The sequence below is a fragment of the Arthrobacter sp. NyZ413 genome (assembly GCF_049390645.1).
Lineage (GTDB): Bacteria > Actinomycetota > Actinomycetes > Actinomycetales > Micrococcaceae > Arthrobacter.
Map to the genome: position 1 here is coordinate 827,989 of NZ_CP155434.1, position 25,944 is coordinate 853,932.

A 25,944-nucleotide genomic window follows, 5' to 3' on the forward strand; every position below is an offset into this window, starting at 1 on the left:
TCAAGGGGCTTCTAGCGGCCCGGCCACACGGGTGCGCGCTTTTCCTGGAATGCACGTACGCCTTCCGCTGAATCGCCGCTGTCCAACGCCGCCATGAGCGCGGGAAGCCGGAGTCCGCGGGCCTCGGCGGCCGTGAGGTGGGCGGTCCGGGTAACCATCTGTTTGACGGCGCGCACCGAAGTGGGGGCGCAGCTGAGGATCTGGTCAACCCAACGCTGCACCGCGTCGTCGAGCTCGTCCGCCGGGACAACCTCGTTGACGAGGCCCATGGATTGCATCTCCGAGGCTTCCGCTTTGCGCCCGGTGAGGAGCATGCTCATCGCTTGGGTGTAAGGGACGCGTCGCACGAGCTGGTGGATGCCGCCGTCGAGCGCCAAACGGCCCACGCGCGGTTCGGTGAGTCCGAAGCGTGCCGTGTCCGCGGCCACCACGATGTCCGCGCCCAGCACGATCTCCATGCCGCCGCCCAACGCGTAGCCGTTGACCCTGGCAATGACCGGCACGTCGAGGGTGGTCCGCAGGCTCAGTCCGCCGAAACCGTTGGGGTCGAGCTCGGCCCAGTACTGCAGGCCGGTCTTGTCCACGGCAGCTGCGGACATGTCCGCTCCGACGCAGAAAGCCCGGGTCCCCGCCCCCGTGATAACCACTGCACGCACGTCAGGATCCGCCCCGATCCGGTCCCAGATTTCGTTGAGCCGAGCCTGGGCGGTTCCGTCTACGGCGTTGAGCACGTGCTGGCGGTCGATCACCACCGTGGCCACATGGTTCTCGATGGTGAGGGTGACCTGGTCGACCTTCTCATCTGCCGAAACTGTCACCGGAGCACCCCCAGTCCCTGCAGGCGTTCGATGGTCTCGGCATCGAAGCCGTTCTCCAGCAGGACCTCTACGTTGTGCTCGCCGAGCCGCGGAGCCACGCGCCGGATGCTGGGCGGAGTGGCGGAGAGCCGAATGGGTGCGTTCAGCATCTTCACAGTGCCGACGCCCGGGTGCTCGGCCTCCACGATCATGCCGTTGGCCTCGGTCTGGGCATCTGCCAAAGCCTGTTCCAGCGTGTGCACGGGGGCATTGAGCAGGCCCTGGCTTTCCAGTTGGCCTGTCCAATACTCGGTGGTGTTGGTGGCGATGCGCTCGCGGAAGATCGCCTGCAGGGCCGGCTTGTTCTTGAACTGCTGCTCAAGGTTGGCGAATTCTGGACGCTGGGTCAGGTCCTCATCCAGGCCGAGGGCGTCGGAAATCCGTGCGAGCGGGTCCGGGGTGAAGCCGCCCACCATGCACACGGCGCCGTCCGTGGTTTCGAACACGCCGCTCAGCGGCATGGCACCCCAGTTGACCTCGTAGCCGCGGTTGAGCTGCATGCATGCCTCCTGCATCTGGAGGTGCAGCATCGAGTCGTACATCGTCACCTCCACTTTCTGCCCGACGCCGGAGGCTTCGCGGGTGCGGAGGGCGAGGAGGATTCCCTGCATGAGGTGCATGCCGGTGATGTAGTCGCACAGCGTGGTGGGGTAGATGGACGGCTTGACCTCGTCCGAATCTCGGCGCCACATCACGCCCGAGTACGCCTGGGCAATGGCGTCTTGCCCGCCCTTGTGCGAATACGGTCCCACGGGGCCGAACCCGGTACCGGAGGCCCAGATGATGCCGGGGTTGGCGGCTTTGAGTTCGTCATAGCCGAAGCCCATCCGCTCCATGACGCCCGAACGGAAATTGCTCACCACCACGTCAGCGTCCGCGATGACCCGCTTGAGGACTTCGCGGCCTTCGTCGGTGCGGGTATCCACCGAAACGCTGCGCTTGTTGCGGTTGATGGACAGGAAGATCGGGTTGTCCTGCCCGTCCTTGTCGGGGAACGAGTTGCGCGAGATGTCCCCGGCGCCAGGACGTTCCACCTTGATGATGTCCGCACCGTAGTCGCCCAGGAGCTGCGTGCAGGACGGCCCCATGAAGACCTGGGTGAAGTCCACGATCTTGATGCCTTCGAGCGGCAGCGGAGTACCGGTGGCGAGTGCCGCCGTCGTCGGCTCTTGTTGCGCGCGTTCGGCGGTTGCGGTGCTCATGCTCCCACCACCGCTTCGGCGTCGACCGTAGCGTTCGACGACGGGACGTCGCCGGGGTCCGCGCCGTGCCGGCGCATGCCCTGCTGGATGTCCAGCGCGGAGACTTCGCGGACGGTCACGCCGTTCTGGACGGCGAGGGCCGCGGCGACTCCGACGGCTTGGCCCATGGCCATGCACGGCGGGATCTCGCGGGACATCTTCTGTGCGTCCGGCGTGGCGGAGTAGTGGCGGCCGGCGACGAGCAATTGGTCCACTTCCTTGGGCAGAAGCGAGCGGTAAGGGTAGTAGTAATCCCGGCCACGGGCAACGGTGTCCGCGAAGTGGCGGCGGGACGTGACGTCGTCCTTGGTCATGACGTATTCGCCCTCCAGCAGGCGGGTCTGCCGGACGCCCATCTGCGACGCGACATCCAGCATGTAGCAGTTCTCGAAACCCGGCAGGTTTGCGCGGACGTGCTCCACGGCCTCGGCGATCCTGTCACGAGCTGCAAACTCGGCGGCCGTCATGTCCGCCGGGTCCACGCCGTCGAAGCCTGTCATGTGGGGAGCGTTGCACCACACGACGCCGTCGATCGGGGTCTTGAGCCACCACAGCTCCCAGGCGCCGCCAAGGAGGCGCTTGATGGTGCGGTTGATGGCGCGGGCTTCCTTCGGGTTGGCCTGCTCGAAAGCCTCCGCCGCGGCGGTGTCAACGTTGCCCAAGCGGAAGACAAGGGTGGTGAGGTAGCTGTCCTTGATGTGGCTGGCGCCTGCCCGGGAGGCGACGTCGATGTCGCCTGTGGTGTCGATGACGACGTCGGCCATGAAAGCCTGCGGGCCGGACTTTGTCTCGCAGATGACGCCCTTGATCACGCCGTTGTCCACGATGGGACGCGAGAACCAGGAGTGCAGCCGGAGGTTGACGCCGGCTTCGCGGACGAGGTCGTTGGAGACGCGCTTCCAGCCGTCGGGATCGAACGCGGCGGCGTAGCAGATGGGCTTGGGGTTGGTGTGGGAATGGAAATCGAAGGTACCGAAGCGGCCCCACTTGTTCCAGAGTTCTTCCGACGTCTTGCGGTTGTCGGCGGGCGGTACAATCGCCAGGCCGAGTTTCTGCAGGCGTTCAACGTATTCCGAAACGATGCCGGTGACGGTGATTTCCTGCCCGTTGATCATGTCATCGAGCACCAGGACCATGCCGCCGGAGGCGAGGCCGCCGAGGGAGGAATAGCGCTCCAGCAAGGTGACGGACGCGCCGGACCGGGCGGCAGTGACGGCTGCGGACACACCTGCGGGTCCACCGCCGACCACGAGGACATCGGAACGGGAGATCACCGGTGCGGTGAGGTCGGCCGTCGTTGTGCTGAGTTCCAAAGACGACGTTGTGGCATGGGAGTTCATGGTGGAGATCCTTACTTTCCGGCGGGCATGCCAAAGGCACGGCTGCCGGGGCGTAGAAAAATAGGGATTACTGAAGAAGCCATGTGGTGGCATGGCGTGGAGAGGTGGCGGCTAAGGCCGACTGGTCACCAAACGTGGGGGGCGTTGACCCAGATCGCTACGCATTCCTCTTCGTAGCTGTTCTTGTACCAATGAGGGGTATCGGACGAGAACGTGATGGAATCGCCGGCCTCGAGGCTGTAGCACTCGCCGTCGAGGTAAATGTCTTTCTTTCCCGAGAGGATGATGCCGAATTCCTCGCCGCTGTGGCGGAACGGCGTGGCGCTGGTGTCGTGGCCTGGCGGGGTCACGATCCATTGGGCTTCCAAGGCGCCGTTGAGGTCCGGCGTCAGCAGCTCATAGACAGCTTCTCCGACGGACTTCTTGGTAACGCCTTTGAGGTTTCGCCGCTCGGCCTTGCGGACAACAGGCGACCTGGTTTCTTCCTGTCCGAGGAAGAACTTCCCCACGGGAATATCCAGGCCGTGAGCCAATTGGGCCAACGTGGTGAAAGACGGATTGGCCAGTCCGCGCTCGATCTGGCTGACGATCGCCGGGCTGAGGCCCGTGATTTCCGAGAGCTTGGAAAGGGTCATTCCCTTGTCCTTGCGCATTGTGCGGACCTTGTTGCCCACAGTTGCAAGAAGCGCTGTGGTGCCGACGGGGGCAGATGCCGCAATACTCTCGTTGCTCATGATCAGGCCTTCTCCTCGGTGAGCTGACTCACATAACTATAGTGAAAAAATTTAGAGAATCAAGCATTGACTGGATGAAAATCTTCAATATAGTTATGTGAGTCGCATCACGTGGGGATGTTGCTACATAAAACCCAAGGACGTGGGCGCCGATCCTCTGGCGGGAGGTCCTTTCCGTCCACCGTCTTCATTCAAGCGCTACGAAGAGGCATGCGTAGCTATCTGGGCAAACTCGCTTCCCTTAAGGCGAGCTGGAATGGCCAAGCCGGACCAGGCCAAAATGATAGTTCCGATCACCGGTTGCCTATGGGCGAGCCAATGGTGATCCGTACCCTCACGCACCGCGAAAGGTGCGGAGGAAGGAAAGAATCATGACTGACACTGTCGTCAAGAATGGCTCCGAGAGCGGCCGGAAGTCCCGGCTCTCTCCTGAAATCCGCCGCGGACTGCTAGGGCTCGGGCTTGGGAACACCCTTGAGTGGTATGACTGGATGGTCTTCGGACTGCTCTCAGCATTCATCGGACCCAAGTTCTTCCCGTCCCAGGATCCCACCGCCGCAACCCTCAATGCCTTGGCGGTGTTCGCCGTCGGGTTTGCGTTCCGTCCGCTCGGCGGGGTCCTGCTGGGCACCTTCGCGGACAGGATCGGCCGCCGCAAAGTCATGCTGTGGTCGATCATGATGATGGCCATCACTACCTTGGTCATCGCGTTTTCCCCGACGTACCAGCAGATCGGCGGCGCGGCCGGCATGATCCTCCTGGCCTGCCGCGTCATCCAGGGCATCTCCACCGGCGTCGAGGCGCCGCTATCCACTTCCCACGCTGTTGAGCTGGTCCCCGAGGGCCGCGAGGGTTTCGTCGCGGGCATCATCTCCTTCTTCGTCAACTTCGGCATTCTGTTCGCCTCGCTGGTCAGCTACTTGACCAGCCTGGTGTTGAGCGGGGCCGTCATGGCCGACTGGGGATGGCGGGTTCCGTTCGTCGTCGGTGCGGTCTTCGGCTTCGTGGTGGTCTACCTTCGCCGGACCCTTCCGGAAACAATGAAGCCGGAAGAACTTGCGGAAAGCACCTCGAAATCCGTGTGGAGCGGCGTTGGCAAGCACTGGTTGAGCGTGTTGGCGATTACGTTCGTTGTCGGAGCCGCGCAAGCGTACAACTACGCGTGGAACACCGGCCTTCCCACTGCGGCCCGGAGCGGCTTCAAGGAAGACGCCACCGCTGTTTTCGCCCTCACCACCATCCTTGGCGTCGTGCTGGTGATCGGCAGCCTGGTGGTTGGACGGCTTTCCGATGGCAAATCGATTTCCAAGTGGTTCCTCATTACCCGTGCGCTGGCGATTCCTTCAGTCTTCCTGATGCTGATGTACGTCCGTCCGGGCATCGCCGGGTTCGCGGCGGTCCTCCTCGGCGGCTCCGTGGTCCTGGTCTTGAACATGACCCTCTACAACGTGGTCACCAGTTCACTCATGCCCAAGTCCTGCCGTGGTGCCGGAACCGCCCTCGGGTACGGAATCGGCGTCGCCCTCTTTGGCGGCACGGCCTCGTACCTGCTCGTGTGGCTCCAGTCCCTGCATATGTCCTGGATGTTCCCGGTGTACGTCGCCGTCTTGTCCCTCCTGAGCATCCTGTTATATGTGCTGGCACGGCGGAAGAACGGCATCTTCATTGGAAAATAGGGCCATCTCTTTTGAACTTGGCGAGTCCGAGGTGGAGCTCTACCGGATAGCGCGTGAGCTGCTCCTCCACGCCCATCATCCGGAGAACCACCGTGTGGCAGTTGCCATGCGGGGCGGTTCGGGGGCCATCTACCGCGGCCTGCACGTGGGCTCGAAGCGAATCAATGTGTGTGCCGAATCGAGTGCCCTCGCCAATGCCCGGATCGCGGGGGAATCGTCGATCCATTCGGTGGCGGCCGTCAGCATGGACGAACATGGTGAACCCCAAGTGACCAATCCTTGCGGGGTGTGCCGCGAACTTCTCCGCAACTACGGCACTGAAACCATCGTCCTCGTGGACGCCGGGGGCGAAGTGGGAATGGTTCCGCTCCTGGAACTGCTGCCGTTCCCGTGGATGCGGGCTGCCGAAACGGAGTGGAGCACGCTCCCGCCGTCGGTATCGGCAGCGGCGCACTAGCCGGACCTTGAGTTTGTGTACAGATCGGCACCCTTTAGAGCGCTCTTAAGGGGTGGGATCTGTACACAAACTCCGGCGTTAGTCGGCAAGGATGTGGTAGAGCGCCCGGCGGGTTTCGTCGATCTTTTCCATCGCGGCGGCACGCTGTTCTTCGGTGGCGGCGAAACGGTATTGGTGGATGACGCCCATGAGCTTTGCCACGCTTTGGTGGAACGCCGCTCCGGTGCCTTCCTGGTCCATGTTCCACGCGTTCTCGAGTTCCTCGGCGTGCTCGGCAACGTAGGCCTTCCCGGCGTCGGTAAGCGTGAACTCTGTCCGGCGGCCTTCACCGACGGGCGTGATGAGCTCTTCGTCAACCAGTTGCTGCAGGGTGGGGTACACGGAGCCCGGGCTGGGGCGCCATGCTCCGGAGGTCTTCTCGGCGATCGTCTTGATCAATCCATAACCGTTTGAAGGTGACTCGGCCAGAAGGGAGAGGATCGCGAAGCGAACGTCGCCTTTGTTGGCGCGGCGAGGACCGCCGGGGCCGAAGCCTGGTCCGAATCCCGGCCCAAAACCAGGCCCGAATCCGCGGCCCGGTCCAAAACCGCGGCCTGGCCCGAATCCGCCGTGGCCGTGGGGTCCGCGATGGCTCCTCCCGCGGCCGAAGGGTCCCATGCCGGGTCCGCCGTCACTGAACTTGTTTTCATGAATGCCTTTCATAGCGGCATCTTCCTTTCGGTGTTTTTGTGGGTGTTGTGTTAGCCAAATGGCTCGCAGATCATTTCTGCGATACTTAACGATATATCGGTGACTGTCGTTAAGCAAGGGTGATTCCTAGCAGGTCATGTCCGGGTGGTATGAAGAAGGACGTGTGTCCTGATGTAGGTGGCAGTGTGCCTTCCCGGTTGCGTCCACTTCCCACGCGCCTCGGGGACCTGGGCGTCCGCGCTATCGTCCGCTCCGGCAATTCACCCGCGGCCGAAATCGATGCCTTGTTCCGGGGCGACCGCACTTTGAGGGCCGTCGTGATCGATCATGGCGGGACCTTGGCGCTCCTGACGCGGGACCAGGTGGAGTTCAAACTGACCGGGAGGCTCGGCTATGGCAGGGCCCTCAACTCGAGAAGGAAGGCCTCCGAGCTGTTGCCGGCTCCTGCACCGTCACTGCCTGCCACGATGGACATCCAGTCGGCGGCCCAAGCCGTCCTTGAACGGCCTGAGGAGCAGCGTTACCAGGACCTCCTGGTGCTTGACGCGGGCGGTCCCCGCATCGTCACGGTGTCGGATATCTTTGCCGGGGCGTCCGCGCAGTTCCGCCACGCTTCGCTCCACGACCCGCTGACCGGGCTTCCGAACCGGCGGATGCTTGAGGAACGCTGCCCGCGGATCGGAGCGGATTCGGGACTTCCCGGCGTCGGGATCCTGTTCATCGACCTCGACGACTTCAAAGTTGTCAATGACACTTTCGGCCACAAGGCCGGCGACGCCGTCCTCGTCGAATTCGCGCGCCGCCTTGCCGGAAGCGTGCGGCCCAACGACTCCCTGGTGCGGCTTGGCGGTGACGAATTCGCGGTGCTGCTCAACGACGTCGACGGCGGCTCCGCATGTTCGGTGGCGGAGGCCATATTGGCGAGCCTCGACGAGCCCTTCAAGCACGACGGCGCCACGCTGCAAGTGAGCGCCACGATCGGCATGGCCCTCGGCGTCGACGTCGTCGCCGAAGACACGCTCGGCGGGATGGAGGTTCTCCTGCGGCACGCCGACGGGGCGATGCTCCGCGCCAAGCAGGAAGGCAAGAGCCGCATCGGATACGTCGGGGCGTGCCCCGAAAAGGCGCCGTTCGCGCGGCAAGCCCACATCCGGCGTCGGATCACGACGGCGGTAGGCGACTCGGCGCTCAGCCTCCAGTACCAGCCGGTACTGGACCTGGCGACAGGGGAGGGCGCCGGCGTCGAGGCCCTTGTCCGCTGGGTGGACCGCGAAATCGGGCCCGTGGGCCCGGGTGAGTTCATTCCCGTCGCGGAACAGACCGGCGAGATCCTCCGCATCGGGGCGTGGGTCCTGGACCGCGCCTGTGCCCAATCCCGTGCTTGGATCGACGCGGGGACGCCGCGGAAGATAGCCGTCAATGTCTCGCCCGTCCAGCTTGCGGCGGGAACCCTTCCCGCGGTGGTGCGGGCCGCCCTTGACCGCCATGGCGTCCCGCCGGAAATGCTGGAACTGGAGATCACGGAGGGGACGGCGATCGCCGACGTTCGTTCTGCGGCATCCCAGCTGCGCGAACTCGTCGACCTGGGCCTGGGCGTGGCACTCGACGACTACGGGAGCGCATATTCTTCGATCGCGATGCTCCGGGTCCTGCCGTTGACTACGCTGAAGATCGACAAGGCATTCATCAGGGACATCGACGTCGAACCGCACAGCGCCGTCATTGTCCAAGGGCTGATCCAGACGCTCAATGGAATGGGCGTCCGCGTCACCGCCGAAGGAGTGGAACGGCAATCGCAACTGGATACGTTGCGGTCCTTGGGCTGCGACACGGCCCAGGGGTATTGGATCTCCCCGCCGATGTCGCCTTCTGATTTTGACCGTGTGCACAAACTGGAGGACACCCTGTGAACGAACAACTCACCACCATTGAAGTCGAACTCTTCCTGCGGCACGCCCCGGAGACGGTGTGGCGGGCCCTCACGGAACCGGAACTGATTTCCCGGTGGCTGATGGAAAACGACTTCGAACCCGTTGTCGGCCATCAATTCCAGATGCGCGGAATTCCCGTGCCCGCCGTCGGGTTCAGCGGCCTCGTGGCAAGCGAAGTCCTCGAACTGGAGGACCGGAAGCGCCTCCGGATTTCGTGGCGCGATGCGAACTCCGGGAACGACCTCAGCAGCACGGTGACGTGGTCGATCGCTCCGGAAGGCACGGGAACCCGGTTCTTCCTGGTCCACGAAGGATTCAATCCGGCCGATCCCACGCATGTGGCGTCCCACCGGATCCTGAGCGGCGGGTGGCGAAACCAGGTGCTTCCGCGGCTTGGGGAAACGCTGGCTGAACTCGACGGTTAGGGCAAGACTGCGGGATTCTTGCGGGCGGGGGAGCTTACGATTCCGGGTGGCTCTTTTCATGGATCGTTCCGCACGGGACGGAAGGATCTATCTCGAGGCTGTAGTTGCTGGCGTCGTGTTGAGTGACAAGAATTCCGTACCTGCGCTCCAGGGCCGCAGGTATAAGTCGGTTAACAGCATCGGTCAGCAGCTCGTCCCTGATTTGGGCCTGGCTGATGGCGATGTCGAGGCGGAACGTGGTGATCTCGTTCACTGTGGTGTCCTTGCGTGGGGAGAGCTCTTCGGGGAAATGGATCGATCGGCCTGCGTGGGGGACACGCAGGCCGATCGATCTATTGCTCGCCCGGGCGCTGTGGCGCCCAAGGTCCGCTGGGCGGGGATCAGATTATCCGTCGGCCCCGGCCGGGGTCGACACCGCGGTGTAGCCCTCGAGCTTGAGCGCTGCCTCGGCATACTTCTGGGTGAACGTGTCGGCGATGTTGACCTTCGAGGTGTCAACGCCGATCGTCTTCTCCTCGTCGAAGATCACCTTGGGGCCGCCCGCAGGCATGATGCCGTCCGGCAGGAACTGCGCCTTGTCCTGGTTCAGCCCAGCGACGTACTGGTCCTTCGTGATGGTGCTGTTCTGGACGAAGTCGGCCGGGAGCTTGTCCGCGATCTCAGCCGCCGAGTGGGTGCTGATCCAGTGCATGGTGTCAACGAGGGCGTTGACCACCTTCTGCGCCGCGTCCTCGTGGGACTTGACCCAGTCTGCTTGGGCGAGGAGGCCTGCCGACGGCAGGGTGCCGCCGAGGGCCGCCTTAGCGCCGTCCGACGTCGCGAGGTCGATGGCGGGGACGGCGAGGTTCTTGCTCTCGAGGGCACCGACAGTAGGCTGCGTGGTCATCACGCAGTCCGCGGAACCGCGCTGAATGGCGGCGATGGCGGTGGCACCGGCTCCGACGGCGATGGTGTGGTAGTCGTTCTTCGAAATGCCGGCCTTCGCGGCGATGAACTGGGTGAGCTCATCAGTACCGGAGCCAAGGTCGGTGACGCCGACGGTCTTGCCCTTTAGATCCGCGCCGGAGTGCACGTTGGCCTTGGGGCTGCACATGATTCGTTCGCCCGGGGCTCCGGAGAGCTGCACGAGGTTGATGACGTTCTTGCCCTTGGACTGGAAGTCCACGGTGTGGACGTACCATGCGCCGGCCATGTCGACCTGGCCCGAGGCCATGGCGTCTTCGGCGCCGACGCCGCCTTGCTGCTCCGTGGAGAGCTCGACCTTGACTCCGTACTTCTGGTAGTAGCCGAGCTGCTGCGCGAGCTGGTACGGCAGGTAGATCTGCTTGTCGATGCCGCCCACCATCATTTTGACGGTGGGCATTGAGCTGGTGTCAGCGGCAGCCGTACCGCTCGCGGACCCGCCATTGGCAGCAGGAGCCGCGTTGTTGCTGCCGCCGCAGGCCGTGAGGCTGAGCGCTACGGCTCCAACAGCGGCAGCGGCCAAGATAGTGCGCTTCATCATTGTTTTACGCATCCTTTGTTGATCCCAAGTGGAATTCGGGTTGTTGTGGGTGATTGTTTGGTTGGAAAGCAGTTGCCGGCTCAGATCGACTGGGCCTCCGAGCGGTTCGGTGGACGCCACTTGAGGAGCTTGTGCTCAAGCAGGCTGATGAGGGATTCCGCAAGGAGCGTGACGATCGCGATGATCACCATGCAGGCGAATACCGTGTTCGGATCGAAGGTTCCCTGCGCCTGGCTGATGATGAGGCCGATGCCCTGCTGCGCACCAAGGACCTCCGCCACGAGGGCGCCGATGATGGCGAAGCCGAATGCCGTGTGAAGGCTCGCGATGATCCACGTCATGGCGGAAGGAATGGTCACGTGCATCGCTACCTGCAAGGGCGAAGCGCCGAGCACCCGTACGTTTGCCACGAGGTTCTGGTCCACTTCGCGCACGCCCTGGAATGCGTTGAAGAACACGACGAAGAAGACCAGCACGGCCGCGAGCAGGATCTTCGGGAAGACGCCGAGGCCGAAAGCCACGATGAAGATCGAGCCAAGGACAATACGGGGAATCGAGTTGACGATCCGGATGTAGGGGCCAACCACCGCTGAGAGGTACTTGTTGGAACCCAACAGGATACCGAGCACGACGCCGACGAGCGTGCCGAGCAGGAAGCCGAGGAACGCCTCCTGGGCCGTGACCCAGAGGTTCTCCCAAATGGTGCCAAAGGCCGTGCCAACTGTGAAGAGCTTGACGAGGCTGTTCCCGATTTCCGATGGCTGGCCGAAGAAGAACTTGTCCACCCAGCCTTCCTCGGTGAACCACTGCCAGCCGCCAACCACCATGACAGCGAGAACCACGCGGCCAATCCAGATCGATGCTGTGCGGCGCCGGGCTTTGCTCCGGCCGGCGTTCTTGGCGGCTGAGTCTGTTTCCATTGGTTTCTCGCTTTTGCGCGTTTCACTATGGGTGAGGGTTGTCATGCTGCTGCTCCTGATGTGCGCGCATAGGCGCGGGTAACTTCGTCCTTCAAGGACTCCCAAATGTGCCCTTGGAGCTCGAGGAACCGTTCTTCATGGCGGATCTCCTGGACGTTTCCGCGCGGCCTCGGCAGGTCAATGTCGAAGACATCCTTGACCGACCCCGGGCTGCTCGTCATGATGACCACCCGGTCTGAGAGTGCAACCGCCTCGTCGAGGTCGTGGGTGATGAAGAGGACCGAAGGCCGCAGTTCCTCCCAGAGCTTCAGCAGTTCGTTCTGCATGATGGCCTTGGTCTGGACGTCCAGCGCGCCGAAGGGCTCGTCCATCAGGAGGATCCGCGGATTGTTGATCAGGGCGGCAGCCATGGCCACGCGCTTGCGCATGCCTCCGGACAACTGGTGCGGGTAGCGGTCCTCGAAGCCGGCCAGCCCAACCCGGCGCAACCAGTCCATGGCGAGGGCGGTAGCTTCGCGCTTGGGCGTGCCGAGCAGCGTGGGGCCCATCATCACGTTGCCGAGCACGCTCTTCCACGGGAAAAGCGCATCGGCCTGGAACATGTAGCTCACGCCGTTCGTTATGCCTTCAACGGTCTGGCCGCCCACCTTGACGGAGCCCTCGCTTGGCTTTTCCAGGCCTGATACCTGCGCGAGCGTGGTCGACTTGCCACAGCCAGTCGGTCCGACAATCGAGCAGAACTGGCCGGGTTCCACTTTGAGGGTGACATCGCGGATGGCAGTGAACGTCTCGCCCTTGGGGGTGAGGTAGCGCTTGCTCAGCCCGACAATGTCTACACCCGCCGCGTCTTCGGCCCTCTCAAGGGACCCGGGCGGCCGGTGATGGTTCTTGGCATCCATGTGAAGACCTCTCTGTCTTTCGGTTCGTCAGTGCGTGATGCGGATCACGGGAACTGAGTAAGAGCCTAGAAAGCGAAAGGTCTGGCCAGAAGCCTTCAGTAAGTTGTGGGGATTAACAGCAAAAGTGCACGTTTTGAGCCTTTATGCACGTGGCCGGATCGCGCGCGAGGGACTCCCTGTTGCATAGTGGCTGTGAACTATGTCACCTAAGCTGGCTAGTAGGAGTTGAGGAAGAGAATGGCGGAAAACACGGAGTTGGCTTGCTCGTGAAAGCCCTGATTGCGCGCTGGAAGGCCCGGCCCCTCGCCTCCCAGATTCTCGTATGGCTGCTTTGCATCATCCTTGTCACCGTCACCCTCGGCGCGCTCATTTACACCCAGATCAGCAACCAAACGCTCGAGGACCAGTACCGCCTGCGGGCACTTGGAATTGCCACCACCGTGGCGCAAATGCCCGAAATCGTCACCTCGCTTGGCAACGGCGACCCCCAGCGGACCATCCAGGCGATCGCCTCCAAAGTCCAGGAAGAAGCGCAACCCGCGTACGTCGTCGTAAGCGACCGCGCCGGAAAACGCTACTCGCATCCCAACCCTGACCTCATCGGCCAGAAGCTCGAAGAACCCGTGGCGGTCCTCGACGGGCAAACCCATGTAGGCATCGACAAAGGCAGCCTGGGCGACTCCGTCAACGCAAAGGCGCCGGTCCGCGCCGCGGACGGGTCGGTCGTCGGGCAGGTCTCTGTGGGCATCCTGGTGACCAAGGAAAGCAGCGAACTCGATCGCCAGGCATGGCTGATCGCCGGCTACTCAGCCGTGGTCCTAGCGATCAGCGCCATGGGGTCAGCGCTGCTCGCGCGCCGGATCAAGCGGGTCACCTTCGACCTTGAACCGGTAGAGATTGCATCGCTCCTGCAAGAGCGCGAGGCGCTGCTGCACGGAATCAAGGAGGCGATGATAGGGCTCGACGACGACGGCCGGGTTACCGTGATCAACTCCGAAGCGCGCAAACTGCTGAATTTTGAATCGAACGTCCTCGGGGAGCGGCTTGAGGAACACTTGCCCGAAGGGCGGTTGCGGTCCATCCTGACCGGCCAGATCGCCGGAACCGACCAAGTGGTGATCACCGAGGACGCGCTGCTGGTAGTGAACCGGATGGCCGTGGAGTTGAGCGGGCGGAGCATTGGTTCGGTGGTGACGCTTCGCGACCGGACCGAGGTGGAGGGCCTCGTGCGCGACCTTCGCTCCGTCGAGGGGCTCATGGAAGCCTTGCGCGCGCAGGAGCATGAGTACGCCAACCGCCTCCACGTGGTGGATGGACTCCTGGAACTCGGCGATGTGGAACAGGCGAGGAAGTTCGTCTCGCGGATTTCGGACACGTCGCGTTCGCTCGGCGAAGGCCTGCGCTCGCGGATCGAGCCACCGGAACTCGCGGCTTTGCTCCTCGCCAAGGTCACGGTCGCCGACGAACAAGACGTGCACATCGCGGTGACGGACGACTCACAACTGCGGCAGCCTTTCCTCGAAACCCAAGCGCTCTTGACGATCGTCGGCAACTTGCTGGACAACGCCGTCGAGATCCTCTCCGAGCAGCCCGAACCGCGCGAGGTGACCATCCAACTGGACGATTCTTCCGGCATCTTCATCTGCGTGACGGACAACGGCCCCGGTGTTCCCGCCGAATTGGTGGACACGATCACCGCCGACGGATTCACCACCAAGGAAGCGCGGCCCGGGATGCGTCGCGGAATAGGCTTGGCACTGGTGAGCAGGATCGTCCACCGCGCCGGAGGAACCATGGACGTCTTCCCGGGACCGGGCGGACGCTTCGAAATCTGGCTGCCCGAACCGTCGACGGGAACGGAAAGCCACGTGATGACAGGAAAATCAATCGAATGATCCGCACTTTGGTAGTCGACGACGACTTCCGCGTAGCGCGCATCCATGCCAGCCGCGTTGCCAAGATCGAGGGGTACGAGTGCGTGGGGGAGGCCCACACCGCCGCCGAAGCCCGCGAGGCCGTCCGCCGCCTCAAGCCCGACCTCCTGTTGCTGGACGTCTACCTCCCGGACGAAGACGGAATCAGCCTGCTGCGCTCCCTCCAAGGCGCGGGCGAAAAGCTCGACGCCGTCATGATCACCGCCGCCCGGGACCTGGAGACCGTGCGGGCCGCAATGCGTGGGGGAGCGGTGTACTACCTCGTCAAACCGTTCGGCTTCGAGCAACTACAAACCCAGCTTGAGGCGTACCGTCGCTGGCGTCGGGAGGCCGAGTCCCGCACCGTGGCCGACCAAGCCACCGTGGATCAACTGTTCAACCTGCGCCGCACCTCGGCGCCTGCCCAGAGCGCACGCCGCCTGCCGCCCACGATGCAAAAGGTGCTCGACCTCGTCGTCCAAGCCTCCGAGCCGCTTGGTGCGTCGGAGATCGCGGGAGGCGTCGGTATCAGCCGGCCCACCGCGCAGCGCTACCTCAGCGAACTTGAGCGCAAGGGATTGGTGGAGCTGCATTTGGCTTATGGAACCACCGGGCGCCCCGTGAACACTTATTTGCCGCGGAGGGGTTGAGCTTCTACTGGCTCGCGCGGCGGTTCCGGGCCTGGTGCGGCGGCTACTGGCTCGCGCGGCGGTTCCGGGCCTGGTGGGCCAACTGGATGAAGCCGTAGATGAACGCGGCCTCGATAAGCGCCATGAGCGCCAGGAACAGTACGTCGCCCCGGCTGATGAAGACGGCGGCGCCGGTCACGACGAGCACGGTGCCGAGGGCCAAGGCATAGACGGCGAAGCCGAATGCCACGCGTGCGCTGCGGACGCCGGTCCGGAAACCAAATCCTTGTGGCTCGCCGCCGGGGATGCCCTCGACGCGATCACGTCCCGCGGGCTTGAGTTTGTCGAACTCATCCCAAGGATCCAGATCTTGATTGGCCATATTCCATTATCCCGCGGATTGGCTGGGTTGCGGGGGAGGCGGGCGATGAGTACGACGGCGGGTGGCCGCCACAGAGGCGGGTGACCGCCTTGAATCGGTGGCCGGCACGGATCGGTGACCGCCTTGAATCGGTGGCCGTCGAGACCGTGCTATCGAATCAATTAACACCACCGTGACGGTCCGGAAACGGTGGCTACGCATGGCGCCGATAGCGTGGCCGCATGATCCTATCCATCATGTCCAAGGTGAGCGCCTGGATTCAGTCTGCCTACTTTTACGATGCGGCGGATCTCGGCGCGTCCGGCGCCACCGAAACCACACGGTACGGGTGGCTGCCAGCGCTCAGCGGCGTGGCGATCGCTGAGGCCAGCGCACGGAAAATCCGCGACACAGCTTAAGGGAAAGAGCGGAATTCCGGGGGGCCGGCTGGTGAAATGTCTTGTTGGACACACTATTCGTTGAAGGCGTGTACTATGCCCTAAACTGCTTCACTGAGGTGCCTGAAGGGCACTATGCAGCAACGAAAGTGAACCCACTATGGCTACCGATTACGACGCCCCACGCAAGACCGAAGAAGAGTCTTCCTCCGAGTCGCTCGAGGCCCTGCAGGCGTCGCGCGGCACCGGTGCCCAGACTGCTGTCATCGACGTCGACGAGAACGATACCGCCGAGGGCATCGACCTCCCGGGTGCAGATCTCTCCGGCGAAGAACTGACCGTCATTGTCGTCCCGGAGCAGTCCGATGAATTCACCTGTTCATCCTGTTTCCTGGTCCGTCACCGGTCCCAGATCGCACTGGAAAAGAACGGCCTCAAATACTGCCGCGAGTGCGAAGGCTAAAATTAAACAAAGACATCGGCCCCGCCGGACTGGAAAACAGTTCGGCGGGGTTTTTTTGTTTATTGGGTGAGGGTTGCGCGGAATCAGCATGTTTTTCCAATTGGGCGACAACTGTTTAGGCAAGGAAATTTCTGCTGAAGAAGTCCTAGCGATGATGGCCGCCGAAGACGTTGTCGAACCAGAGGACATCTTCGTTGAGGCGACTCTCGAACGACTCTTGACCCGTCTCAACCTGCCCCTTCATCCTTGGTTAATCGCTCAATAATCAGATACTTGGTTTTCTGCGTGGCCGTTTCAATTCGACGACATCGTCCCCCAAGCACGTCAGTTTTGGCGAGTCATGCCAGCCCAAGAACTTTTCCGGCATTGCCGTTTTGTAGGTGCCGGCTGGCCGTGTTTGGGCGTGCTGGTTGTTTTTAGGCGGGTTTGCGGAGTTGTGGTTGGTGGTGTGGTTTGTGTTGGTGGTTCCGGTCGTCCCAGTGGTGGAGGGCGGTGGTTTCGAGGGGTGAGATTTGGGTGTCCGGGTCCGTGTCCGGGGTGTGGGGTGTGCCGGGTAGGGGCGGGGCTGTTGTTTGGTAGCTGTGCCCGGTGGGGGTGAGGAGTTCGAAGGTGTGCCGGTGTCCGGGGTGTGGTTTTCGGGTGCGGGTTGTCCAGCCGGGGAGTTCTTTGGTGTGGTTGCAGGCTTCGCAGAGTCCTGCGCCGTTGTTTTGGGTGGTGGTTCCGCCCAGGTGCCAGGCCAGGATGTGGTCCAGGTGCCGGATGGGCGCGTCGCAGTAGGGGGTGCGGCAGGTGTTGTCCCGGACCTGGATGAGGCGCCTGAGTCCGGGCGGGAAGAGCCTGGCCTTCGAATCGGCGGCGACGAGTTCGCCGCTTCCGGGCGCGGTGAAGAGCCGCCGCAACCAGACCTTGAACTCTGCATCCCCGGGCTGGTGGTTACCCGGTCCGGGGCGGAGCGCCTCGGCGGCCGCGGCGTGCCCGGCCCCCGCACCGCGTTGCCGGCCAGCGCTGTGTCCGTGACCGGCGTCGCGTTGCTGGCCGGCGCTGTGTTCCTGACCGGCGCCGTGTTGCTGGCCGGCGCTGTGTTCTTGGCCTGCGCGGTGGCTGTGTCTGCTCCGGTGGTCCGGCCCGTCTTTCCCGGTTCCGGTCCGGTTTCTTCGTCCGGGGCCGGGTTCGTGCCCGGCCTGGCCGGTCCTATCTCCGAGTTCTTGCCTGTCTCCGCTTCCGTCGGGTCCGGTGCCGGCTCCTCCATCAGACCCGGTTCCGTCGGGTCCGGTGACGCCGTTGGGTCCGGGTTCGGGGTTGGTTTGGGTGGTGCCGGGGTTGGTGGTGAGGAGGGTTCTGGCCCAGGTGGCGGGGACGATGCCGTAGCCGGGGATCCGTGCCGGTTCGGTGTGGCCTTGCAGGAGGGTGCGGTCGGTCATGACGAGGTGGAGGTCGATGCCGGTGATCCCGGCCCGGGTGCCGGTGGTGCGTTCGACGAGGGTGTCGGCCATGACTTGCCCGCGGGAGCGGCTCTCCCCGCCGGCGCGCAGGGTGTCTGCGTGCCGGGTCAGGGCGGCGTGCACGGCCACGCCCTGGGCCACGGGCAGCAGCGCGGTCAGATAGGTCATGGTGTCCGGGGCCGGGCGCAGGCTGACGTGCCTCTCGGTCACGGCCCGGGCGGCGCGGCGGGTGACCGTGCCCGGGTCACGCCGGTACGCGGCCGCCCGTGCGGCGGCGGTCACGGCGCGGTCTCCGGCGCCGTGCAGGGTTCCGGTGTCCGGGGCGAGTTCGGCGTCGACACCGGCCCGGTCCTCCGCGCTGAGGCAGGCGGTTTCCTTCACCAGCAGTGTGGCGCGCCATTCGTTGAGCTGCCCGGTGTCCAGGGCGGCCAGGGTCCGGGGCATCTCCACCACCAGCGCCTTCGCCAGTCCGAGGAGGCGGGAGCCTTTGGCGGGGGATTCCCGTCTGGCCAGCGCGACCTGCGCTCCGACGCCCTTGCCTTGCTCCGCGGCAGGGACCCCCTGCCCGGCGTGCGCGCGGCGCTGGGCAGTGTCGAACGCGACGGTGATCCGGGCCTGCGCCCCGGCGATCGCGGACTTCAAATCCTCCAACAGGCGCAACTGACCAATCAACACCGCCCCCGCCCCCGCGATACCGGTAATCCCGGTGCTGCCGGCGGTGTCGGCAAAAGGGTTGCCGGTGCCCGGGCCACTACTGCCGGGGTTGCTCGTGCCGGTGCCGTCGGTACTGGCCAAAGCGGTACCGGCCAAAGCGGTGTCGGCAAATCGGGTGTGGGTGCCGGGACGGAACGCCGTCACCGCCGCGATCGCCGCCTCGATCAAGGCGAAGGCATCGGCACCAGGAACTGGACCGGGATCCGTCCGGTGGAGAGCAGCGACCGGCGACCCGGCACCACGAACGCCGGCACCACGAACGCCGGCACCACCCGGACCATCACCCGAAGGCATGTCCGTCCGAAGCTGCCGCGTCCGCAAAACCGATCCCCCGATCCCGTCCATAACCAAAGCCTCCCAGAAGGCACCGACAAAATAAGCCCCGCACGACCCGCTACGTTTCTTGGTTCAGATTCCGGAGCTTCTTTTACATTCCGCCGCGCAAGCGACGGGATCGCGGCCGGCATCGTCGACCTGCGCCGCGCAAGCCGTTATCCGAAGGCGTGTCCGTCCGAAGCTCTAACGTCCGCAAAACCGATCCCGTCCATAACCAAAGCCTCCCAGAAGGCACCGACAAAATAAGCCCCGCACGACCCGCGACGGTTCTTGTTCGAAAAAGCGGCGCTTGTTTTCAAAACCGGACCATCAAGCGTCTGAATCGCGGCCGGCGTGGTCGACCTGCGCCACGCAAGCCGTTATCCGAAGGCGTGTCCGTCTGAAGCTGCCGCGTCCGCAAAACCGATCCCCCGATCCCGTCCATAACCAAAGCCTCCCAGAAGGCACTGACATTAAAGGGTCCGCACGACCGGCGGCGGTTCTTGTTCGCCATTCCGGACCATCAAGCGACGGAACTGGAATCAAGCGCCGAGACCGCGGCCGACGTCGTCGACTTACGTAGCCCGTGCCGCAACCGAAGGCGCGCCGGGTCCCAAGCTGCCGCGTCCGCAAAACCGTTCCCCCGATCCCGTCCATAACCACAGCCTCCCGGAAGGCACTGACATTAAAGAACCCACACGACCCGTTACGGTTCTTGTTCGAAAAACCGGCGCTTGTTTTCAAAACCGGAGCATCAAGCGACGGGATCGCGGCCGGCATCGTCAACCTGCGCCGCGCAAGCCGTTATCCGACGGCGCGCCGGTCCGAAGCTGCCGCGTCCGCAAAACCGATTCCCCCGATCCCGTCCATAACCAAAGCCTCCCAGAAGGCACCGACAAAATAAGCCCCGCACGGCCCGTTACGGCGCTTGTTCGAAAAAGCGGCGCATCAAGCGCCGGGACCGCGGCCGCCGTCGTTGACTGACGTAGCCCGAACAACAACCGAAGGCGCGCCGGGTCCCGTGCTGCCGCGTCGGCAAAGTCCGTTCCATCAATCTTTTCCACCATCTCGCTTTCCAGGCCTTGAACCCTGTTATGTGCAATAACGAACCGGGGCGCGAACCGGCGCAATAGCCCTGGAACTGTGCGTGCAAGAGCCCGTTTGATGGTGTCTCCGTGACCCTGCGCCGGCGGTATTAACGGTTGGGGACCGAAGCGGAAACGGCCGCGTTGAAAGGGCTCGGCCGCTCCTACTCTTGGAGTATCAAGAGCCTAGAGGGAGTGGGTAAAAATGGGGAATTTCAAGGCATGGTTTGCAGCCCTGCTGCTCGCCGTCGGACTCGGATTCGTAGGTCCAGGAGCGGCCTCGGCTGCTCCGTATTGTGGCATCGCCTGGGGATCGTTGGCGAAGTCCAGCCCAGGGTTGACGCAGGCCCAGGTGATGAACGTCAGGACAGGCCAGCAGCCCTGCTTCGACCGGCTGGTGATTGACCTGAACGGCAACGTCGCAGGCTACTCGGTGAAGTATGTTCCGCAAGTGTTCCATGAAGGATCAGGGCTCCCGGTGGAGCTGAGGGGCAACGCGTTCCTGCAAGTCACCGTCAATGCTCCGGCGTACTCCAATGGCCAGTCGACGTACAACCCGGGAGATCGGTCGGAGCTCGCGAACCTCGCAGGGTATTCGGCGTTCCGGCAGCTCGCCTTCGCGGGAAGCTTCGAGGGCTACACGAGCCTTGGCCTGGGAGTACGCGGCCGCTTGCCCTTCAGGGTCTTTACGCTGGCCGGACCAGGAGAAGGAACGCGGCTGGTAGTGGACGTGGCCCACCTATGGTGAGCGCCCACGTGTGAGAGCCCACCTGTGGTGAGCGCCCACCTATGGTGAGCGCCCACCTATGGTGAGCGCCCAGGTGTGAGCGCCCACCTGCGAGGGCCCACCTGTGAGCAACGCAGAAGCCCTGTCCCGGGAATTCCCGGAACAGGGCTTCTCCCATTTGCGGCTTACTCCGGCACTACAAGTGCCGGGGTGTCCTTGCGGAGGGTTTCGCCGCGGAAGAATCCGGGCCGGACCCGCGCCATGATCAGCATGAACACGGCGCCGAGGACCAGGATGCCGACGCCGATGATGAACACCAGCCCGATGCCGAAGACTTCCGAGCCGCTGCCGAAGGAAGGGGACCAACTGTCCACGGCGGTCTGGATGAAGACCAAAGTAAGGACCACGCCGCCGATCACCGGGAAGAGCAAGCGCATGAAGAAGTTGCGGACGCTGCTGAATACACTGTGCCGGAAGTACCAGGCGCAAGCGAACGCGGTCAGGGCGTAGTAGAAGCAGATCATCAGGCCGAGCGCCAGGATGGTGTCGTTCAGGACGTTTTCGCTGACGACCTTCATGATGGCGTAGAAGCCGCCAGAGATTGCTCCGGCCATGATGGTGGCGAAGCCGGGGGAGCCGTAGCGCTTGCTGACCGTGGAGAAGCGGTGCGGCAAGGCGCCGTAGTGGCCCATCGCGAGGAGGCTGCGGGCAGGGGAGGCCATGGTGGACTGCAGGGACGAGGCGGTTCCGGCGAGCACCGCGAGCGACATGAGGATCGCCAGCGGTCCCATGACCGGCGAAGCCAGCGCGGCAAACACGTTGGACTGGTTGTCCGGGTTGTTCAGCCCGATCCCTTCGCCGCCGATGCCGGCAACCATCATGGTTGCCACGATCACGGCGATGTAGAGACCCAGGACGGCGATGGCGGTGGTGGTTCCAGCCTTGCCGGCAGTGCCTTTGCCGCCCTTGGTTTCCTCGTTGACGGTCAGGCAGACGTCCCAACCCCAGTAGACGAAGACGGCGAGGGACATGCCCGCTGCGAACTGTTCGAAGCTGCTGATCTTGCCCGGGTTGAACCAATCCCAGCTGAAGGCAATCGCCGTCGAGGTGTCTCCCGAGGCTGCATGGGTGAGGGACATGACGATGAAGACGCCCAGCACCACAACCTGGAATCCCACCATGGCGTACTGCACGAGCTTGGTGGCGTGCAGGCCCCTGTAGCTGACCCAGACGGCCAGTGCCACGAACGTCAGGCAGGTGGCGATGTTCAGGGGCTTGTTGGAGGTGAGGTCCGCGAGTCCGGGATTGCCGAATACCTGCGCGAGGAAGAGATAGAAGAAGTCCACGGCGACGCCGGCGAGGTTTGACAAGACGATGATGTTTGCCGCCAGCAAGCCCCAGCCGCCCATCCATCCGATGAACGGGCCGAAGGCCTTGGTGGTCCAGGTGAAGCTGGTTCCGCTGTCCGGCGAGTCGGCGTTGAGCTCGCGGTAGGCGAAGGCCACCAGGATCATCGGGATGAACGCGACGATGAAGATGGCGGGCAATTGCAGGCCGACGGCGTTGACGGCCGGGCCCAGTGAGCTGGTCAGGCTATAAGCGGGTGCCACGGAGGAAATACCGAGGACGACGACGGCGAGGAGCCCCAACTGCCCCGTCTTGAGTCCTTTGCCGGTAATGCCGTGCTCGGAGCCGGCGGGATCGTGGGCTTCTACTGCTTTCCTGGCACTTGGGCGGATTGTTTGAGTCATGTATTTGGCTCTTTCTAGATGGCCGGGGGTTGTTGCGGGGTGGTGCTGGCTTCGGGGCATATCCGGGCCTTCCCTCCCAGGGGGTCATCAACGAGACGGGAGTCACTAAATGAATGACGTTCATTTAGTATGGACGCCGAGCGGTCACGACGCAAGGGGTTTCCGCAATTCGGCCAAAATTGTTTGGGCACGCGAAAGGGCAGGGCCCATACCGGCCCTGCCCTTGAAAAGCTTCCCCTTAGGCGCCCAGTTCGGCGCGCAATGGATAGTCGGCACCATCGAGGACGAGCTGCGTGCAGCGCCCCGTCTCCGCGTTCAGCACGATTGGCGCGGCGAGATTCACCGTGGTCCGTTCCGGCGTCGGATTCACCACTACCAGCGTGGTCGGCAAGCCGGCCTGACCCAACCCAAGCTCCTCGAGCACGGCGCGGGGAATCGTCGGAGCGTAATCGGGTACGTAGACGGCCGCATCGGCGACGAACATCCGGATGGGCGGACTGGCCGATTCCATCGCGAAGAGCCCCGGCGCGCCGTCGATCTCCCGCAACACGAAACTGGCCGCGGCCTCAAGTCCGGGCATGGGAGCAGTGAAGCTCAATTCCCGAAACTCCGGAGCCGTGCTCATCGGAGGAAATCCATGAGCGTCGGCTGCAGCGTTTTCGCGGTGACAGCGAGGGCCACCTGGTAGTTGGTCTCCTGCAGCTTCAAGTCCAGGACCACCTTTCCTATGTCCGCGTCTTCGATGCCGGAGCGTTGCGCGTCCAGCGTGAGCTTCATGCCGTCGTTCGTGTCCTGCGCGCCCAGGATCTTCGCCTGTCGCGCGCCCACTTCCGTCCGGCCCGCGATCACAGTGTTGATCCTGTCCGCGATCGCCGGCAAGCGGCTGCTGACGTTCGCGCCCGAGCGGATGTCCGCGACGACGTTGCTCACCAGCGCGAAAACGGAGCCGGCGCCGTCACCGAAGATCGTGCCGCCGTCGGCGTCTACCCGCACGGTCTGGTTGGCGTCGATCCTGCGTTCCACGGTACTCCCGGGCGTTCCGTTGAAGACCGGGGGAGACGCGTTGCTGAACGCGCCCGAGGTATCCGAGCTTCCGGCGAAGATGTTCCGCCCCAGGTATTGCGTATTCGCCTGGGAAAGCAAGTCCTTGTTGAGGCCTTCGAGTTCGACGGCGATCGCCTCCTTCGCGGGGTCGGTGAGGGAGCCGTTCGCGGCCTGAACCGTGAGGTCCCGCACCCGATTGAGGATATTGGTGGTGGTGCCGAGCGCGGAATCCACCATGGTGAGCCAGCCGTTGCCGTCGTTGATGTTGTTCGCGTACTGGCTGGCCGCGCTCAATCGGCCCTTGGTCGCCAGGAGGTTCGCGGTGGCCGCGGGGTCGTCGGAAGGCCGGGTGATGTTCTTGAGCGTGCTGGCCCTGTCCTGCAACGCGGCGAGCTTGGATTGCCCGGCCTGCAGGTTGCGTTGGGCGGCTGCCGCCATGGTCAGGTTCGGGACGCGGTTGAGCATGGTTTACCTTCCCACCAATCCGGTGTGGTTGATCAGGACATCGAGCGCTTCGTCCACTGCCGTCATGGCCCGCGCCGCCGCCTGGTAGGCGTTCTGGCTGGTGAGCAAGTTGATGTTCTCCTCGTCCAGGCTGACGGACGCCCCGGAGGAACGCTGCCCGACGGCGGCCGTGCTGGCTGCGTCGGCCAACTGTTCGTGCTGCTGGGCTGCTTTGGACGCCGTGCCGATGCCGGTCACGATTCCGGTCCAGAAGGAATCCGGGGAGCCGGGAGCGGAACCGAGTTGGGCGACGGCGTCCGCGACCTTGCCGTCGAGCGCGCCGGCACCGGGGGCGCCGCTGGCGATTCCCGCGGCGCCGGTGGGCACGACGCTCAGGGACACCGCGGCTGGTTGCCCCGGAGTGGTCGTGAAAAAGTCGAGGTTGCCTGTTCCGGACGTCGATTGGCCGGTCCGGTGCACGGCGTTGACGTCGTTCGCGAGTTTGTTCGCGAAGGCGTTGTAAGCGGCTGCGGCTTCGGAGATTGCGCCTCCCGTGCCGCCGGAAGCCGGCGCGAGCAAGGAGACTGCACCGGCGAGTTTTCCGCCGTCGAGCGGTACCGCGACGCCGGGCCGGTCCGCCCATTCCAACTGGACCGGGCCTCCGCCAGCGCCCATTGTCGGCTGGCCGGCCAAGGCGAGATCACGGTGCGACGTTCCGGACACGAGCGCGTTGCCGCCAACGATGACATCCACGGTACCGTCGGCGTTGTCCCGGACGGTTCCGCCAGCCAGCGAAGCGATGGTTTCGGTGACCTGGTTTCGGGCATCGATCAGTTCGTTGGCGGAGCCGCCGGACGCGACGACGGAGCGGATGCTTGCGTTGAGACCGGCCACCCGCGCGGCGGCGTCGTTGAGGGTGGAGACAGTGGTTGCCGCTTCCCCGCGGACGCGTGTCCACTGGGCATCCAGGGCGCGGTAACCGCTGGAAACAGTCTCTGCAAGTGTGGTGCCGGCCTGGATAAGGAGACCGGCGGAAGCTGCCTCGCCCGGGTGGTTGGAGACTCCCTGCCACGATGACCAAAAGCCTTGGAGCGCCGTCGAAATCCCGGCAGGTCCGGGCTCGCCGAGGGATGCTTCGATCCTCTGCAGTTCAGTGGAGCGGAGGCCGGCGTAACCGGATTGGGCGGCCGTTGAACGCACGCCGGCATCCAGGAAGCTGTTGCCGAGCCGGGAGATTCCATCGACGGAAACTCCTTGGCCGGTTTGGGCTCCAGTGGCGCTGAGTCCCGTGCGGGCGGGAGCGCCGACGGCCGATTGCTCGATGCGTTGCCGCGTGTAGCCGTCCGTGCCGGCATTGGCGATGTTTTGCCCGGCGAGGTTGATGCCTTGCTGCGCAGCGGTGAGGCCCAGGTAGGCCGTGTTGAGTCCGCCGAATGTGCTCACTGATTGTCCTCAGAACTGCTGGTCGAAAAGGTGCGAGGGGGTTGCCGATGTCCCCGGGCCGCCGTGGGAACCGGTCCGGCCGTAGGAGTCGTAGGTGCCGGCGGCGGGCTTCGCGTCCGCCATGGTTTCCTGCGTGGAGCGGACGGCCGCACGGAGGAATTGTTCGTTTGAATCGCGCAATTCCTTGATGGCCTCGGTCTGGCGTTGCATGGCGGCAAGGTGCGAGGACAGGACATCCGCCCAAGCGTCGTCGGGCGCGGCCGCGGCGAGCTCGCCCAGCGAAGACTCGGCAGGCAGTCCCCATTGATCTGCCACTGCTGCCGCCTCCACGGCCCTCGCCAGGCCCGCCTTGGACAAGTGTTCCAGGACCTGTTCCACTTCCCGTGTGCCGTGGGGCAGCCAGCGGGATTTGCCCGCGGTGAGGAGCAACTGCTCTTCTTCCAACTTAAAGGTCAGAAGATCCAGTAGCTCACGTTCCCGCCACAAGAGGGCTGAGAGTTCATGGATGGCCACGTCGGGTCAACTCCAGTTCCGGGTTGGT

At 64.0% G+C, this 25,944-nt stretch carries 26 protein-coding genes; 10 read left to right on the forward strand and 16 right to left on the reverse strand.

Going from position 1 to position 25,944, the window contains the following annotated elements; genetic code table 11:
- Nucleotides 1–11: 11 nt before the first annotated feature.
- From ABCW42_RS04010 to ABCW42_RS04025, 4 genes are all read right to left on the reverse strand, one after another.
- Entirely contained in the window at nt 12–818 is an 807-nt protein-coding gene (locus ABCW42_RS04010; protein WP_423183638.1) for an enoyl-CoA hydratase-related protein, read from the reverse strand.
- Entirely contained in the window at nt 815–2,059 is a 1,245-nt protein-coding gene (locus tag ABCW42_RS04015) for a CaiB/BaiF CoA transferase family protein (protein ID WP_423183639.1), read from the reverse strand. Before ABCW42_RS04015 ends, ABCW42_RS04010 begins: the two co-directional genes overlap by 4 nt.
- A complete protein-coding gene (locus ABCW42_RS04020; protein WP_423183640.1) occupies nt 2,056–3,438 on the reverse strand; it encodes an FAD-dependent oxidoreductase in 1,383 nt (460 codons plus the stop codon). Before ABCW42_RS04020 ends, ABCW42_RS04015 begins: the two co-directional genes overlap by 4 nt.
- Nucleotides 3,439–3,563: 125 nt before the next feature.
- Nucleotides 3,564–4,172, reverse strand: coding sequence for a helix-turn-helix domain-containing protein (locus ABCW42_RS04025; protein ID WP_133203275.1), 609 nt, complete (start codon nt 4,170–4,172; stop codon nt 3,564–3,566).
- Nucleotides 4,173–4,543: 371 nt separating this feature from the next.
- On the opposite strand from ABCW42_RS04025, the gene ABCW42_RS04030 reads away from it, so the two are divergent.
- The gene (locus ABCW42_RS04030; RefSeq protein WP_423183641.1) at nt 4,544–5,848 is read left to right on the forward strand and encodes an MFS transporter; all 1,305 of its coding nucleotides are present in this window, start codon (nt 4,544–4,546) and stop codon (nt 5,846–5,848) included.
- Nucleotides 5,838–6,305 carry a cytidine deaminase family protein gene (locus ABCW42_RS04035; protein WP_423183642.1) on the forward strand — a complete coding sequence of 156 codons (468 nt, stop codon included), beginning with the start codon at nt 5,838–5,840 and terminating at the stop codon, nt 6,303–6,305. Before ABCW42_RS04030 ends, ABCW42_RS04035 begins: the two co-directional genes overlap by 11 nt.
- A gap of 78 nt (nt 6,306–6,383) precedes the next feature.
- Here ABCW42_RS04035 and ABCW42_RS04040 read toward each other — a convergent pair whose 3' ends face one another.
- Complete coding sequence (locus ABCW42_RS04040) at nt 6,384–7,007, reverse strand: PadR family transcriptional regulator (protein WP_423183643.1); 624 nt, start codon at nt 7,005–7,007, stop codon at nt 6,384–6,386.
- 173 nt (nt 7,008–7,180) lie between these two features.
- On the opposite strand from ABCW42_RS04040, the gene ABCW42_RS04045 reads away from it, so the two are divergent.
- Together ABCW42_RS04045 and ABCW42_RS04050 are read left to right on the forward strand one after the other, a co-directional pair.
- The gene (locus ABCW42_RS04045; protein ID WP_423183644.1) at nt 7,181–8,905 is read left to right on the forward strand and encodes a putative bifunctional diguanylate cyclase/phosphodiesterase; all 1,725 of its coding nucleotides are present in this window, start codon (nt 7,181–7,183) and stop codon (nt 8,903–8,905) included.
- Nucleotides 8,902–9,351: an SRPBCC family protein gene (locus tag ABCW42_RS04050; protein ID WP_423183645.1), complete on the forward strand. Its 450-nt coding sequence runs from the start codon at nt 8,902–8,904 to the stop codon at nt 9,349–9,351. Before ABCW42_RS04045 ends, ABCW42_RS04050 begins: the two co-directional genes overlap by 4 nt.
- Before the next feature lie 34 nt (nt 9,352–9,385).
- Here the strand turns inward: ABCW42_RS04050 and ABCW42_RS04055 are convergent, their stop codons facing one another.
- The 4 genes from ABCW42_RS04055 to ABCW42_RS04070 all read right to left on the reverse strand — a co-directional run bounded on the left by ABCW42_RS04055 (nt 9,386) and on the right by ABCW42_RS04070 (nt 12,674).
- Nucleotides 9,386–9,604 carry a hypothetical protein gene (locus ABCW42_RS04055; protein WP_133203269.1) on the reverse strand — a complete coding sequence of 73 codons (219 nt, stop codon included), beginning with the start codon at nt 9,602–9,604 and terminating at the stop codon, nt 9,386–9,388.
- 132 nt (nt 9,605–9,736) lie between these two features.
- Complete coding sequence (locus tag ABCW42_RS04060; RefSeq protein WP_423183646.1) at nt 9,737–10,855, reverse strand: ABC transporter substrate-binding protein; 1,119 nt, start codon at nt 10,853–10,855, stop codon at nt 9,737–9,739.
- A gap of 80 nt (nt 10,856–10,935) precedes the next feature.
- The gene (locus ABCW42_RS04065; protein WP_423183647.1) at nt 10,936–11,775 is read right to left on the reverse strand and encodes an ABC transporter permease; all 840 of its coding nucleotides are present in this window, start codon (nt 11,773–11,775) and stop codon (nt 10,936–10,938) included.
- Between the two features lie 41 nt (nt 11,776–11,816).
- Nucleotides 11,817–12,674 (reverse strand): ABC transporter ATP-binding protein, encoded by an 858-nt coding sequence (locus ABCW42_RS04070; RefSeq protein ID WP_423183648.1) that lies wholly within the window; start codon nt 12,672–12,674, stop codon nt 11,817–11,819.
- 266 nt (nt 12,675–12,940) lie between these two features.
- Here ABCW42_RS04070 and ABCW42_RS04075 point away from each other — a divergent pair, with 266 nt between their 5' ends.
- Both ABCW42_RS04075 and ABCW42_RS04080 read left to right on the forward strand, forming a co-directional pair.
- On the forward strand, nt 12,941–14,569 hold the full coding sequence (locus ABCW42_RS04075) for an ATP-binding protein (protein ID WP_423183649.1): 1,629 nt from the start codon (nt 12,941–12,943) through the stop codon (nt 14,567–14,569).
- The gene (locus ABCW42_RS04080) at nt 14,566–15,237 is read left to right on the forward strand and encodes a response regulator (protein ID WP_423183650.1); all 672 of its coding nucleotides are present in this window, start codon (nt 14,566–14,568) and stop codon (nt 15,235–15,237) included. The genes ABCW42_RS04075 and ABCW42_RS04080 overlap by 4 nt, the downstream gene beginning before the upstream one ends.
- A gap of 43 nt (nt 15,238–15,280) precedes the next feature.
- Here ABCW42_RS04080 and ABCW42_RS04085 read toward each other — a convergent pair whose 3' ends face one another.
- Nucleotides 15,281–15,598, reverse strand: coding sequence for a hypothetical protein (locus ABCW42_RS04085; protein ID WP_423183651.1), 318 nt, complete (start codon nt 15,596–15,598; stop codon nt 15,281–15,283).
- Nucleotides 15,599–15,819: 221 nt separating this feature from the next.
- On the opposite strand from ABCW42_RS04085, the gene ABCW42_RS04090 reads away from it, so the two are divergent.
- The 3 genes from ABCW42_RS04090 (at nt 15,820) to ABCW42_RS04100 (ending at nt 16,703) form a co-directional block, all read left to right on the forward strand.
- Complete coding sequence (locus ABCW42_RS04090) at nt 15,820–15,996, forward strand: hypothetical protein (protein ID WP_423183652.1); 177 nt, start codon at nt 15,820–15,822, stop codon at nt 15,994–15,996.
- A gap of 139 nt (nt 15,997–16,135) precedes the next feature.
- Entirely contained in the window at nt 16,136–16,438 is a 303-nt protein-coding gene (locus ABCW42_RS04095) for a DUF4193 domain-containing protein (protein ID WP_133203264.1), read from the forward strand.
- A gap of 88 nt (nt 16,439–16,526) precedes the next feature.
- Entirely contained in the window at nt 16,527–16,703 is a 177-nt protein-coding gene (locus tag ABCW42_RS04100; protein ID WP_423183653.1) for a hypothetical protein, read from the forward strand.
- Between the two features lie 151 nt (nt 16,704–16,854).
- Here the strand turns inward: ABCW42_RS04100 and ABCW42_RS04105 are convergent, their stop codons facing one another.
- Nucleotides 16,855–18,888, reverse strand: a complete 2,034-nt coding sequence (locus ABCW42_RS04105) for a DUF222 domain-containing protein (protein WP_423183654.1) — start codon at nt 18,886–18,888, stop codon at nt 16,855–16,857.
- Nucleotides 18,889–20,199: 1,311 nt separating this feature from the next.
- Between ABCW42_RS04105 and ABCW42_RS04110 the strand changes: the two genes are divergently transcribed.
- Nucleotides 20,200–20,742 carry an AMIN-like domain-containing (lipo)protein gene (locus tag ABCW42_RS04110; RefSeq protein WP_423183655.1) on the forward strand — a complete coding sequence of 181 codons (543 nt, stop codon included), beginning with the start codon at nt 20,200–20,202 and terminating at the stop codon, nt 20,740–20,742.
- A 164-nt stretch (nt 20,743–20,906) separates the two neighbouring features.
- On the opposite strand, the gene ABCW42_RS04115 is transcribed toward ABCW42_RS04110, so the two are convergent.
- The 5 genes from ABCW42_RS04115 to ABCW42_RS04135 form a co-directional block, all read right to left on the reverse strand.
- Nucleotides 20,907–22,472, reverse strand: coding sequence for an APC family permease (locus ABCW42_RS04115; RefSeq protein ID WP_423183656.1), 1,566 nt, complete (start codon nt 22,470–22,472; stop codon nt 20,907–20,909).
- Nucleotides 22,473–22,710: 238 nt separating this feature from the next.
- Entirely contained in the window at nt 22,711–23,097 is a 387-nt protein-coding gene (fliW, locus tag ABCW42_RS04120) for a flagellar assembly protein FliW (RefSeq protein WP_423183657.1), read from the reverse strand.
- Entirely contained in the window at nt 23,094–23,981 is an 888-nt protein-coding gene (gene flgL, locus ABCW42_RS04125) for a flagellar hook-associated protein FlgL (protein ID WP_423183658.1), read from the reverse strand. Before flgL ends, fliW begins: the two co-directional genes overlap by 4 nt.
- A 3-nt stretch (nt 23,982–23,984) precedes the next feature.
- Nucleotides 23,985–25,403 carry a flagellar hook-associated protein FlgK gene (gene flgK / locus ABCW42_RS04130; protein ID WP_423183659.1) on the reverse strand — a complete coding sequence of 473 codons (1,419 nt, stop codon included), beginning with the start codon at nt 25,401–25,403 and terminating at the stop codon, nt 23,985–23,987.
- A 9-nt stretch (nt 25,404–25,412) separates the two neighbouring features.
- Nucleotides 25,413–25,916, reverse strand: coding sequence for a flagellar protein FlgN (locus ABCW42_RS04135; protein WP_423183660.1), 504 nt, complete (start codon nt 25,914–25,916; stop codon nt 25,413–25,415).
- Between the last annotated feature and the right edge of the window lie 28 nt (nt 25,917–25,944).

Bases quoted from the DNA above. Each gene is read 5' to 3' on its own strand.
- ABCW42_RS04015 (WP_423183639.1), bottom strand. From the start codon at position 2,059: ATGAGCACCGCAACCGCCGAACGCGCGCAACAAGAGCCGACGACGGCG.
- ABCW42_RS04020 (WP_423183640.1), bottom strand. From the start codon at position 3,438: ATGAACTCCCATGCCACAACGTCGTCTTTGGAACTCAGCACAACGACG.
- ABCW42_RS04025 (WP_133203275.1), bottom strand. From the start codon at position 4,172: ATGAGCAACGAGAGTATTGCGGCATCTGCCCCCGTCGGCACCACAGCG.
- ABCW42_RS04030 (WP_423183641.1), top strand. From the start codon at position 4,544: ATGACTGACACTGTCGTCAAGAATGGCTCCGAGAGCGGCCGGAAGTCC.
- ABCW42_RS04040 (WP_423183643.1), bottom strand. From the start codon at position 7,007: ATGAAAGGCATTCATGAAAACAAGTTCAGTGACGGCGGACCCGGCATG.
- ABCW42_RS04060 (WP_423183646.1), bottom strand. From the start codon at position 10,855: ATGATGAAGCGCACTATCTTGGCCGCTGCCGCTGTTGGAGCCGTAGCG.
- ABCW42_RS04065 (WP_423183647.1), bottom strand. From the start codon at position 11,775: ATGGAAACAGACTCAGCCGCCAAGAACGCCGGCCGGAGCAAAGCCCGG.
- ABCW42_RS04070 (WP_423183648.1), bottom strand. From the start codon at position 12,674: ATGGATGCCAAGAACCATCACCGGCCGCCCGGGTCCCTTGAGAGGGCC.
- ABCW42_RS04080 (WP_423183650.1), top strand. From the start codon at position 14,566: ATGATCCGCACTTTGGTAGTCGACGACGACTTCCGCGTAGCGCGCATC.
- ABCW42_RS04085 (WP_423183651.1), bottom strand. From the start codon at position 15,598: ATGGCCAATCAAGATCTGGATCCTTGGGATGAGTTCGACAAACTCAAG.
- ABCW42_RS04090 (WP_423183652.1), top strand. From the start codon at position 15,820: ATGATCCTATCCATCATGTCCAAGGTGAGCGCCTGGATTCAGTCTGCC.
- ABCW42_RS04095 (WP_133203264.1), top strand. From the start codon at position 16,136: ATGGCTACCGATTACGACGCCCCACGCAAGACCGAAGAAGAGTCTTCC.
- ABCW42_RS04100 (WP_423183653.1), top strand. From the start codon at position 16,527: ATGTTTTTCCAATTGGGCGACAACTGTTTAGGCAAGGAAATTTCTGCT.
- ABCW42_RS04105 (WP_423183654.1), bottom strand. From the start codon at position 18,888: ATGCCTTCGGGTGATGGTCCGGGTGGTGCCGGCGTTCGTGGTGCCGGC.
- ABCW42_RS04110 (WP_423183655.1), top strand. From the start codon at position 20,200: ATGGGGAATTTCAAGGCATGGTTTGCAGCCCTGCTGCTCGCCGTCGGA.
- ABCW42_RS04115 (WP_423183656.1), bottom strand. From the start codon at position 22,472: ATGACTCAAACAATCCGCCCAAGTGCCAGGAAAGCAGTAGAAGCCCAC.
- fliW (WP_423183657.1), bottom strand. From the start codon at position 23,097: ATGAGCACGGCTCCGGAGTTTCGGGAATTGAGCTTCACTGCTCCCATG.
- flgL (WP_423183658.1), bottom strand. From the start codon at position 23,981: ATGCTCAACCGCGTCCCGAACCTGACCATGGCGGCAGCCGCCCAACGC.